The sequence below is a fragment of the Paraniabella hibiscisoli genome (assembly GCF_022512515.1).
Classification (GTDB): Bacteria; Bacteroidota; Bacteroidia; order Chitinophagales; family Chitinophagaceae; genus Niabella; species Niabella hibiscisoli.
Window position 1 is genome coordinate 101,467 of the sequence record NZ_JAKWBK010000003.1, and the last position, 12,072, is coordinate 113,538.

The 12,072-nt window shown below is 42.0% G+C and carries 8 protein-coding genes and 1 pseudogene; all 9 read right to left on the reverse strand.

What is annotated here, in order from left to right:
- Window positions 1–33: 33 nt before the first annotated feature.
- The 9 genes and pseudogenes from MKP07_RS31585 to glgP all read right to left on the reverse strand — a co-directional run bounded on the left by MKP07_RS31585 (window position 34) and on the right by glgP (window position 12,012).
- Window positions 34–1,731 carry a non-ribosomal peptide synthetase gene (locus tag MKP07_RS31585; RefSeq protein WP_240852076.1) on the reverse strand — a complete coding sequence of 566 codons (1,698 nt, stop codon included), beginning with the start codon at window positions 1,729–1,731 and terminating at the stop codon, window positions 34–36.
- Window positions 1,716–2,680: pseudogene (locus MKP07_RS41630) on the reverse strand (condensation domain-containing protein). The gene MKP07_RS31585 and the pseudogene MKP07_RS41630 overlap by 16 nt, the downstream one beginning before the upstream one ends.
- 158 nt (window positions 2,681–2,838) lie before the next feature.
- Window positions 2,839–4,254: an aminotransferase class III-fold pyridoxal phosphate-dependent enzyme gene (locus tag MKP07_RS31595; RefSeq protein ID WP_240852077.1), complete on the reverse strand. Its 1,416-nt coding sequence runs from the start codon at window positions 4,252–4,254 to the stop codon at window positions 2,839–2,841.
- Between the two features lie 104 nt (window positions 4,255–4,358).
- Window positions 4,359–6,353: an acyltransferase domain-containing protein gene (locus MKP07_RS31600; protein WP_394803755.1), complete on the reverse strand. Its 1,995-nt coding sequence runs from the start codon at window positions 6,351–6,353 to the stop codon at window positions 4,359–4,361.
- An 11-nt stretch (window positions 6,354–6,364) separates the two neighbouring features.
- A complete protein-coding gene (locus MKP07_RS31605; RefSeq protein ID WP_240852079.1) occupies window positions 6,365–7,168 on the reverse strand; it encodes a polyketide synthase in 804 nt (267 codons plus the stop codon).
- Window positions 7,120–7,656 carry a polyketide synthase gene (locus tag MKP07_RS31610; RefSeq protein ID WP_240852080.1) on the reverse strand — a complete coding sequence of 179 codons (537 nt, stop codon included), beginning with the start codon at window positions 7,654–7,656 and terminating at the stop codon, window positions 7,120–7,122. The genes MKP07_RS31605 and MKP07_RS31610 overlap by 49 nt, the downstream gene beginning before the upstream one ends.
- A 5-nt stretch (window positions 7,657–7,661) precedes the next feature.
- Window positions 7,662–7,844, reverse strand: coding sequence for an acyl carrier protein (locus MKP07_RS43260; RefSeq protein WP_394803738.1), 183 nt, complete (start codon window positions 7,842–7,844; stop codon window positions 7,662–7,664).
- Window positions 7,845–7,855: 11 nt separating this feature from the next.
- Complete coding sequence (locus MKP07_RS31615; protein ID WP_240852081.1) at window positions 7,856–9,526, reverse strand: non-ribosomal peptide synthetase; 1,671 nt, start codon at window positions 9,524–9,526, stop codon at window positions 7,856–7,858.
- An 827-nt stretch (window positions 9,527–10,353) separates the two neighbouring features.
- Entirely contained in the window at window positions 10,354–12,012 is a 1,659-nt protein-coding gene (glgP, locus tag MKP07_RS31620; protein WP_240852082.1) for an alpha-glucan family phosphorylase, read from the reverse strand.
- Window positions 12,013–12,072: the final 60 nt, after the last annotated feature.

The following is a 12,072-nucleotide window of genomic DNA, read 5'->3' on the forward strand; positions in this document are numbered from 1 at the left end:
GATTATTGCGAAGCTGATTTCCCCAGCTGATAATTACTTCCTCTTCTTAAACCAGCTATCATCCTTCCCTTCTTCCAAATCAGAAATAATATATGCCACGATATTCTTCTCACCATGTTGATCTTCATGAACAGTTGTTGCAACGTCTCTTACATGATGCAACCTGGATAAGTGATATTCTATTTCGCCCAGCTCTATTCTAAATCCTCTTATTTTAACCTGGTTATCAACTCGCCCTTCGTATTTGATCTCCCCGTTTTTCTTTCGCCGCCCCAAGTCGCCACTGCGATACATTCTTGCACCAGCTTTCGCCGAAAAAGGATCGGGTATAAATCGTTGTTGTGTCAGCTCTTCCCGTTTCCAATATCCATTAGAAACACCATCGCCTCCGATAAAAATCTCCCCTGTTTCGCCTTCCTCTACCGGTTTCATCTGGTCATCTAATATATATATAGGCGTATCGGCAATAGCAGCCCCAATTGTGATACGGTTATCACTTAAAATCCTGGTCAACGTACAAATAACGGTGGTTTCGGTGGGTCCGTATACATTGTAAAGCGCCTTGCACCGGGGAAGCAGTTCCTTTGCGAGGGCCGGTAGCAATACTTCCCCTGCAGACAACAGCGTTACCGGAATTTTCCGATCCCAGCTGGCTGCCAACATTAATTTAAACGTGATGGGCGTTGCCAGTATAATGCTAATATTTCTCTTCTCTATTTCATTAAGCAGCAGCTGTCCATCTTTAATAATTTCATTACTGGTTAATACCAGTTCAGCGCCGTTCACCAAACATAAATAATTATCGAAGCAGGAGGCATCGAATGAAATACTGGATACAGACAGAAACCTGGATTGAGCGGTGATGTTGAAGGCATTTTGCATACCTTTTAAAAAATGCGCCAGGTTACGGTGAGTGACCATTGCTCCTTTGGGTTTACCGGTAGAGCCAGAAGTGTATAGAATGTAGGCGATAGTTTCGGGCCCAAATTCTATATCCGGGCGTTCAAGTGAACATCTTTCCAGCTCTCTTCCTGCTTCGTCCAGAACTATGGTATTTACCCGTTCATTATCGAAAAGGTTTACATGAGTTAATGAAGTTATTATGAACTGTGCATCGGCATCTTCTATCATAAAAGCCACGCGGTCTTTCGGATAGTGCGGGTCAACCGGAATGTAAGAGGCGCCGCATTTTAAAACGGCCAGCAAAGAAACAATAATATTGACACCCCGTTCCAATACTATGGCAACCCGGTCATTTTTATGAATTCCTTTAAACAGAAGATAATTGGCCAACCTGTTAGACTCAAGGTCAAGTTCGGTATAAGTTAATACCTGATCTCCGAAACGAACGGCTGAAGCGCCGGGATAGGAATTTACCGCTTTTTCAAACAGCTCAATCACCGTCATATTCAGTATACCATCTCCCTGTTGTTCGAGCAACAGATCAAATACCCCGCGGGCTTCACTGATCTTTAATGCGCTGATTTTAGCTTCCGGCGCTTCAACGATCTGATTTATCAGATAATTAAAAGAGGCCATAAGCCCTGTTATAGTTGACGACTCGTAAAGCTGTGTATTATAAGACCATTGAAACTCATACCCTTCTTCACAATTGGTGATATTGAGAAATAGCTCGAAGGTTTCTGCGGCCCTCCTGTTATTGATGATCTTGAAATTGAGGTTATCGAAATGCACCTGGCCATCCATTCCGATGTCTATATTAAATGCCACGGCACCAACGGAATCCGCGACGGATCTCTCTCGATCTTAATTTTTTGCAAGAAGGTTCCGTAGGTAAATTGCTGATGATCGTAATCGTCAAGCATCTTTGCTTTTCTTTCAGCCAGGTAGTCGGCAAATGACAAATCTTTACCAGGATTACTTCTCAGGGGCAGCAGATTTACACAGTGCCCTATCAGGTCATACATTTCCTTGGCGGCCTGGCCGGCTGTCGGCAATCCTATAACAACATCAGCGCTTCCGGAATATTTGAAAAGAAGCACTTCAAACACCGAAAGCAGCGTGTTCACAAAACTACTTCCGTAACGGGCTCCTACTTTTTTATTTTTTCTGCTATTTCAGCTGGTAACACAAAATCCTCTCTGTGGGCCTTGTAAGTTCTCCTGGCCGGTCGGGGAAAATCGGGAGGTATTTCAAAAACAGGCACATCCCCTTCGTATTGCTTCCTCCAGTAATTAAGCGCTTCATTATACTCATTCGATTCTTCATATTGAACCGAGCGTAAAACATAATCCGTAAATAATAATGGCTTCATTTCTGGCACCAATCCGGAGCATCCCGCATTATAAAGCCTGGCCAAATCTTCCAGAAGAATTCCTAAAGACCATCCGTCGCAAATAATGTGGTGGGTAGTAATGGTAAGGCGCCATTCCTCCTGGTTCAAACGAAAAAGTGCCACTCTTGTTAATGGCCCGTTGAACAGGTCAAAGGGTGATCGCGCATTCTGGTAATGGTATTTTTCCAATACATCCTGCTGGGCGGTCTTGTCTAAGGCTTCCAGATCCTGATAATCGAGGTGTGGAGATTTAGATTCATAAATGATCATCTGAGCACCATCTTCTGTAAAAGTTGACCTCAAAGATTCATGACGCTGATGTACATCAACGATAGCTTTTCTGAGTGCATCTTCATTCAACCTGCCAGAAAATTGTAACGACAACGACAGATTGTATGCTAAATTCGCATCTTCTCCACCAAGAATACAGGATGTAAAAATTTCCTTCTGAGACTCTATCGCAGGAACAATTTTTTCAATAAGGTCTCCGGCAAAAGGGTCAAAGTCTATTACGGTGTTGTTTCTTTTTCTACGGTCATCATTTATTTATCGTTCAATGAGATTTGCAAATATTTACCTGGACTATTCTCGTCGGGCGCAAACCAGGCGGGATTACCGTTTCTATCCTTTCCCAGCCGCGCACCAGGTACAGGAGGCATTGAATTGTCGACAATTTTCACGGCAGCTTCATGCTGCACTGTCTGAGCCTCTCCCTGTGGAATGAAGCCAGCTTCGCAAAGCTCAGCGATACTTTCTTCAAAAGCGATACAAATAGCATCGATATCTTCCGGTGTGTGTGCAATGGTCATATAGCAGGGAAACAGGTCCCAGATATGAATATTGCGTAACCGCATTAATGCAAACAGTAATTCATAATAAGGATATTCGTCTTTAAACTTAATTTTCCATAACGAAGAAAAGTTGACGATATAAATGGGCACCCGGTACTTTTCAATAATCTGGCCCAGCCTTTTTACTAACCGCTCTGTCTTTTCATTCATGTCTTTTTGCAAACCGGGTCCCTGAGCCTTTAAAAAAGTTAGTGCAGCCTTAGTAGTTGCCAGCGCAAGCGGATGACGTACAAAAGTTCCGGCAAAATAAGTAACACCTACTTCGGGCATCGAATCATCGCCATACTCCCAATAACCACCATCCAATGCATCCATATACTTTTTGCTACCTGCAATAATACCAATGGATATGCCGGCACCTGCTACTTTACCATAGGTTGCCAGATCTGCTTTAATACCAAACAGCGCCTGAGCTCCACCCAAATGGCATCTGAACCCGGTTATCACTTCATCAAAAACAAGTGCAACATCGAGCGAAGCTGTTAGTTTCCGCAATTCTTTTAAAAAGGCTATCGGTACAAATTCAGCCCTCCTGCTTTGAACAGGTTCCACTAAAACTGCTGCAATTTCAGAAGCTCTTTCTTTAATAATCTGTAGAGATTCTTCAGTACCATACTCCAGTATGAGCATGTTCTGAACATTGTCCGCCAATATACCCGAAGCAGCAGGATATGTTTTAAGCTTCTTGCTGCCACGCACCAAAACCTCGTCGGTAATACCATGGTAAGATCCGGCAAACGCTACAATAATATCTTTCCCGCTAACCGTACGGGTAATCCTCATAGCTCCGAGCACCGCTTCTGAGCCTGTGTTACATAATCCTGTACGTTCCATACCCGTTAGTTCACACACAAGTTCTGCAACCTCTCCGGCCAGCACATGCTGAGGTCCGGTTTCATATCCATCTTCCACCTGTTGCAGTAATGCACTCTTCACAAAGTCGGGTTGATAACCCAGGAAATTAGAACCAAAACCGTTTAATGCATCCACATACTTATTGCCATCAATATCCCATAGATAACATCCTTTCGATTTATTAGTAACGATGGAGTAAACCATTTCTTTGGTATAAGGTCTGAATCCGGAAACCACCCTGGGGTCCGCCATCTTTGCCCTATGTTGCTGCGTATATTCTTTACTCTTTGCCGTCTTCTTATTATAGGCTGCAATGAAGTTGGTAATATACTTTTGCTGATCTGCTGAAATTTCAGTTACTTTTTCTCAATACGCGCTGTAGCTCCAAAGGGCTTCTTTAACTCCACTTTTTCTTCTGCAGTTAATTCTTCTGTTTCCTCTGTGGTTACCGCAGCTGTAGTATGATTTCCATTCACATTGCCATTGCTGGTATTTCGCACCATTGCCTGACTATAATTGCTGGCTGCTGCCACATTGCCACCGGCAACGCCCTGTTGCATCATAGCTACCTGCTGTGTAAGCAATTGTAATTGCAGCGACATTATGCTAAGCATATCACCTCCTGCCTGTGGCAAATTATTCGTATAAGCGGGTAAAGAACTTACAGGATTTACAACAGTAGCAACAGGTACCGGCTGAGTTACGGGATTGCTGAACGCTGATGCCGGCAGATTGGCATCATAAAATGCGGCCAGTTTATTCAGGCTATCATAATTCTCGCTCAGCTGCCTGAAGGTAACTGGTAAAGAAAACTCCTTCTTCAGGCTGCTTGTTAGCTGCGTAAGCAAAAGTGAATCCAGTCCCAGCTCAGTAAAATTACTGTTAGGATTGGCTTCTGCCACAGACAAGCCTGACGCCGACTCTATTACTTCTTTTAGTTTATCCAGTAAAATATCTTTTCTGCTCATTGTTGTTGTAGATGTATTGCTCATTGTTTCATGGGTATTAGGTTGTACAGCAAATACCGGTTGCGTTACGACTAACTGTTCGGGAGGATCTATCCAAAAACGCTTTTTGTTATAGGCATAAGTTGGTAAATTCTGCGCGATGTTATAACCCCTGTTATTATAAATCTTTTTCCAGTTTATTTCTACTCCACGTTGCCATAGTTTTCCCAGCACGCCTCTTGCTGCAATGGCCTCTCCCGTAAGGAGTGTAGCTGTGCTGAGCGAAGAGAAAGCGTTCGATCCAAGGCCATTTTGGCTGACAAAAATAGTAGCCGAGGTTCCCGGCCCGGCTTCGAGGAATATTGGATTTAAGTCTTGTTGAATATTTTTTAATGCCTGGCCAAAACGCACTGTTTCTCTTGCATGATCGGACCAGTAGGCGGCGCTGGTGGCCTCACCGTCTTTGAGCCAGCCTGCAGTTACTGTAGACATTATGGGTATTTGAGGAACATGCATGGTGGTGCTCTCCACCACGGCTTTTAATAATGGAACCATGGGATCCATCATTGCCGAATGAAAAGCGTGACTGGTTCTTAATAGCTTATTAACGATTCCCTGGGCAGTCAGTTTTTCCGCAAAAGCATGGATTACTCCTGTTTCTCCGGAAACCACACATAATTCTGTAGCATTTTGCGCCGCTATAAAAACGCCTGTTTCTAACAGCGCTTTCACTCTTTCTTCGGAAGCTCTTACAGACAGCATACTACCGGCGGGTAATTCGCTCATCAATCTGCCACGTTCTGCAACAATATGCAATGCATCTTTTAGCGAAAAAACACCCGAAAGATGCGCGCCAACAAACTCACCTATGCTATGTCCTGCAAAGGCAGCCGGGTTTATTCCCCAGCTCATATACAATTTTGCCAATGCATAAGAAGTGGTAAATATAGCGGGCTGCGCGTAACGCGTATCCTTTAACTTCTCAGCAGTCACTTCGTCCGCATTATCCACGAAAATAATATCGCGAATATCTTCATTCATTATGGTTTCCAGTATATCAGCACATTCATCTACGGCGTTCCTGTAAACCTCTTCACAATCATATAAGTCCCGTCCCATATTGGGATACTGGTTTCCCTGACCGGGAAACAAAAAAACAATGCTATTATTTTTCTCTTTTACGCTATGACTTGCTGAAACGATAAGCTCCGGCTGCGCCAGCTGAGCTATCAAATCTTCTTTAGTTTTAGCTACAACAAAATTGCGCAATGGCAGATCCTGCCTGGTAGTATTAATGGTATACGCTATGTCACCTAAATCAGTTTCAATATCGGTCAATAAAAAATCATGCAGCTTTTTAGCATAGCCGGTGATACTTTCCGCACGGTGCGCCGACCAACAGATTAACTGAGGTTCTACATCGACCGTTTTTTTGACCCTGCTTCTTTACCACCATATTCCTCCAGCACCACATGTGCATTGGTACCACCTACTCCTAAAGAGCTAACACCTGCAATACGCTTCCCTTCTGTTTCCCATGCTCTGAATGTATGATTCACTACAAAAGGGCTGTTTTGAAAATCGATATGGGGATTAGGCTTGGTAAAATTGATAGAAGGCGCCAATTGCTTATGATGCAATGACAAAACCGTTTTCATAAAGCCCGCTACACCGGCCGCATGTGTCAAATGCCCGAAATTACTCTTAACCGATCCAATAGAGCAGAATTGCTTTTTCTCCTGCTTACCAAAAGCAAGCTTCAAGCCATCTATCTCAATCGGATCACCCAAAGGCGTTGCGGTGCCATGAGCCTCAACATAAGATATATCAGCGGGGTTCACTTTTGCATCATCAAGGGCCATCAATATAGCTGCAGCCTGTCCTTCGGCACTAGGCGCTGTAAAGCTTCCCTTATTACCTCCATCGTTATTAATACCTACCCCTTTCACAACAGCATAGATGGTATCGCCATCTTCTTCGGCATCTTTCAATCGTTTTAATAACACCGCACCAACTCCATCACTAAACACAGTACCCCTGGCATCAGCATCAAAAGGCCTGCAATGGCCATCTGCACTCAACATTGAACCTTCTTCGTACAAATGCCCGCTATTTACCGGTACCGTTATCGCAACACCGCCTGCTATTGCCGCATCAGATTGCCCGGCTCTCAGGCTTTTTCTACCGCTTGCGCAATGGCGACAAGCGAAGTAGAGCATGCTGTATTTACATTTACCGAGGGACCCGACAAATTAAGCTGATAGCTTACCCGGCTGCTTATATAATCTTTATCAGAAACAGACAGAACAGGGATACTATGTATGTCTATTTTATTCTTATACCCTACTACATTATTGTTGAAATAGGAGTTTGGCCCACAGCCGGTAAATACACCTATTACCGTTGATTTTTTATCAGAAAGGTACCCGGTTTTTTCGAGCAGATTTCTTGACGTTTCCAGAAATAGCCGATGCTGCGGATCCATTATTTCTGCTAAACGCGGACTGATGCCAAAAAACTCAGCATCGAAAAGCTCTACTCCTTCTAAAACACCTCTTGCCTTTACATAAGAGGGATCATTCTTCACACTATCCGGCAACGTCTTATCTAATTCATCGGTGGAGAAAAAACTTGTGGTTTCTTTGCCGTTCTTTAGTAACTCCCAGAAACCTTCTACCGTGTTAACTCCAGGAAAATTACATTCCATTCCAATTACAGCAATTGCTGTATCAGAAACCTGTTGCGTTTCTTTTTTCCGGGCCTGCGTAACGACTTTTCTTCCCCTTTTAAAAACTTAAGAAATGCTTCGATGGTTGGATGCTGATATAATTTAGTAATGGGTACCTTTATATCAAGATCCGCTTTAAGAATATTGACAACTTTTTGAGCCAGCAAAGAATTTCCACCTAATTCAAAAAATTATCATCGGGTTCGACTCCCTTCACCCCTAGCTCAGTTTCCCAAATAGCCTTCAACCTTCCGGTAAGCACCGCCTCTTCCCGGGACGACTCTACTACAGTTTTTAATTCATTCTCAGGCTCTTTATATTTCAGTGCCTTCCTATCCACTTTTTTGTTGGGTGTTAGCGGAAAAGTTTCCAGTTTTACCCATCCATTAGGAATCATATAAGCCGGAAGATCTTTACTCAATTCTTTCCGCCAGCTAACCACCTCCTTTTTTGTTGCGGCTCCGCCGTTAAGAGTAGCCAGGTCTGAAGGAATTAGATAAGCAATAAGCTTGGGTTCTAAACTATCTGCTCCTTCTACTTTAACAACGGCATCTTTTATTCCACTTATTTTAGAAATATAGTGTTCAATTTCTTCAAGTTCTATCCGGTATCCTCTTATTTTAGCCTGGTTATCACTTCTTCCCAGGCAAAGAAACTCTCCACTCTCCAGCACTTTACCAAGATCCCCGGTTTTATAAATACGCGCGCCTTCCACACCTGAAAACGGATCTGCGATAAATCGCTCTGCCGTGAGCTCGGGTCGTTTGTAGTAGCCCAGTGCGACACCATCTCCGCCTATAAATATCTCGCCCTCTGTACCTGCTGGTAATAACGCATGGTTTTCATCAAGAATATAAACACTGGTATTCCTGATAGGTGCTCCGATGGAGATAAAACCATCTTCTTTTGTTATCTCTTTTACTGTAGACCAAATAGTTGTTTCTGTAGGGCCGTACATATTGAACAGCCGGCCACATTTCTGCAGCAACGCATCTGCTATATTTTTTGACAAGGCCTCTCCGCCGCATAATAATGTTAATGATTCCAAAGAAGGCCATTTTTCCTGTAACAGAAGCTTATAAGTAGCCGGTGTAGCCTGAAAAATATTGATGCCTTGTACTTGTAAAATATCTATTAGCGCCTTGCTGTCCTTGGTTATTTCTTTATCGGCAAGTACTAATTGCCCACCGGAAATAAGCGGCAAAAATATTTCCAGACCTGCAATATCAAAAGACACAGTAGTAACGGCAAGCAACCTGGTATGAGTATCTGTATTGAAGATATCTTTCATACCCAACAGAAAATTCAGCAGGTTTTTATGTGAGACCATTACCCCCTTGGGTTTACCTGTTGAACCTGATGTATACAGCAAATAAGCCAGATCATTTCCGGATACTTTAATACCCGGATCAGCAACATCACCATCCGTTAATGCTGCTTCCAACTCTTCGATAATAAGATGTTTTGATTGCGGTGTATGAATACTGCCCGAAAGCCCATTATGTATTAAAACAAAAGCCGCTTCTGAATCGTCTAACATCAGTTTTATGCGATCTTCCGGAAACTCGGGATCAATAGGTAAATAAGCTGCGCCACACTTTAATATGGCCAGTAATGCCGTTATTACCTGGGGGCTGCGGTCCAGCACAACACCTATAATATCGCCTTTTTGAACACCGCTTTTAAGTAAATAGTTGGCATATTTGTTGATAGAATTATTTAATGCTTTAAAAGAGTAGGAATTTGAGCCAAATTTTAAAGCTATACCATCAGCATTTTGATGAGCCGCCAATTCAAAAAAATCCACAACGCTTCCGGAAGGAAGCGGCTTGTACATCTGATTCTGCATTTTCATTTTTTTTCTTTCAGCATATAACGATATCGGCTGCAGGCTTAGCATTCGGTTTGACAGGTAGCAATACCCCTTTATCCAACATTGGACTGCAGCTGCGGTTTCGTCAGATTCATATATTTACGTAATTCGACACGAAGCGATATTTTAGTTTTAAGAGTAATTGCAATTGATCATCTTTTATCACACAAAACCTAATCACTGCCCGAAACTTCCAATGCACCCCATCATGCTGATATATCAAACGATCATTATTCGTACAGAAGGAGAATTATTCATTAACAATGACAAGGTTTCCAGAGATAAATTCATTTCTGTATGCTCGAAATTCAGTGTTTATCAGCCTTTTTCCTACTGTGTGTATTAGTTTAAATAGAAGGCATCTCTTTTAAAATAAAACGTCTTTATGTCTCAAAGATATAAATTTATTACCTCATTTAGGTCGCCAATAGAGGTGAATACATAATTTTTGCCGAAACGAAGACAATTTTAATAGACTTTGAACAATACGATTTGCTAGCATCACATAGTGAGCGCGATAATCCAATCAGGATAGATTTTCAGCCAAAACATCATTCACGCCGAATATACAATTAATGAATGGGCCCGTACATATCCGCGCGCAAATAACTAAAGAATCAATTTCAAGCCTTTTAACTCACAACATATTGATAAACAAATAATTTTCATATTATTATTTTTAAACACCCGTGCTTCTCCAGAAATGCAAAACCACAGTATACACTACCGATAAAACAAAAGGCTATAAAAGAGTAGATATGATCAATCCTCTTTTATAGCCTCTCCGCTTATGACTAATGACCTTAAGCGTTGTACAATTTCTCGTAATATTCGTGAGCCATGCGGTTACTATCAAACTGGAAACGCACATCCTGCATTCCGTTTTTCATCACCTGGCGCCATGTTTTATAATCGCCATAATAAAGCGGCAAAATTTCGTTGGTCAAGATCTCATACAATTTGTTCAGATCATACTGATCCTGATCGTATGTAGACATATTTGCATAATCGGCTTTTGGTATAACAAAACCATTATGTCCGTGGTTAATAAATTCAGGTATCCATCCATCATCGGTTGAGAAATTAACAGCGCCATTCATTGCTGCTGTCATGCCACTGGTTCCCGAAGCTTCCCTCGGTACGCGCGGGTTGTTTAACCAAACATCGGCGGCTTGCTTCAATCTTTTAGAAAGTCCCAGTTCATAACCTACTAAAACCGATACATTTTTATAATTTTTACTCAGATGCACCAACTCATTAAATTCGCTGATTGCGGGATGGTCCATGGGATAAGGCTTTCCAGCCCAGATAATCTGTACAGGGTATTGTTGATTGTTCATCAACTCAAAAAAACGATGCGGATCTGAAGCGATCATGCCAGCTCTTTTATAACCCGCAAATCTTCTGGCCCACACAATAGTAAACACATCAGGATTAAAAAGTTTTCCTGTCTGATCGGCTACAATTTCAAAGGCACGTTTTTTCATCCATTTCTTACGATCATCGAAACCGTAATCATCACCCACATCTTTGAACTTGTACATCTGCTTATCTGCCCAATAAGTCCAGTTTTGCGCATTGGTGATAGAAATGATCGGGCATATATTAGGATATTTACCCCACATTTCTCTTGATACTTCACCATGCAATTGCGATACCCCGTTTGCAAGACGTGCAAACCGTAAGGCTACCAGGGAATGATTGAAAGAATCGCTGTAATCCTGCGTTAATTGTTTTACTTCATCGATGCTTAATCCGCAGAAGTAAGTCATTTTATGGCAAAGGTAAATATCATGCTTTTCGTTACCCGCTTCCTCAGGTGTATGGGTAGTAAATACTAATCTCTTTCTAACTTCTTCAATATTTCTATTGTATTTCTGGTAGAGGTAAAATGCAGCTGATAAACCGTGTGCTTCGTTTAAATGATACACATCCGGATTAAAGTTTAAAATATCAACCAGCTTGGCGCCGCCCACTCCTAAGAGTATAAATTGAGCCACTTTAGCTGCCACATTGCTATCGTATAGCTTATGAGTGATAGTTTGAGAAACGTAATCATTCTCAGGTAAATCAGTGCTTAGTAAGAATAAAGGAGCCGTTTTAAAAGTATCAGGACTCAGATACCAGGCTTTTACCCAAACGGGGTGATCATGAACATCTATTTGAAATTTAATACCTGTATCTTCCAGGAAGCTGTACATTTTTTCGTTCCAGGCCACATCCAGTGTTTGATCCTGGTTGCGCTCCTGGTCATAATATCCATACTTCCATAAAATACCGATACCGATCATATTCTGGCCTAGTTCATAGGCACTTCGTAAATGAGACCCGGATAAAAATCCTAAACCGCCGCTGTATATTTTTAAAGGCTGATGGGTTGCAAATTCCATAGAAAAATAAGCCACCTTCTTCGTATAATTATTATCAACTTCGTAAGGAACATTATAGTTTTGAAAACTCATAATTGAAATCGTTTTAAGCTGGGCAAGATAAACTAATTTACCCTGACGTTCATATTAAGA

Excerpts from the sequence above, each read along its gene's own strand:
- MKP07_RS31595 (WP_240852077.1), bottom strand. The coding sequence starts at position 4,254 with ATGGCGGACCCCAGGGTGGTTTCCGGATTCAGACCTTATACCAAAGAA.
- MKP07_RS31610 (WP_240852080.1), bottom strand. The coding sequence starts at position 7,656 with ATGGAATGTAATTTTCCTGGAGTTAACACGGTAGAAGGTTTCTGGGAG.
- glgP (WP_240852082.1), bottom strand. The coding sequence starts at position 12,012 with ATGAGTTTTCAAAACTATAATGTTCCTTACGAAGTTGATAATAATTAT.
- MKP07_RS31615 (WP_240852081.1), bottom strand. The coding sequence starts at position 9,526 with ATGCAGAATCAGATGTACAAGCCGCTTCCTTCCGGAAGCGTTGTGGAT.
- MKP07_RS31605 (WP_240852079.1), bottom strand. The coding sequence starts at position 7,168 with ATGCTCTACTTCGCTTGTCGCCATTGCGCAAGCGGTAGAAAAAGCCTG.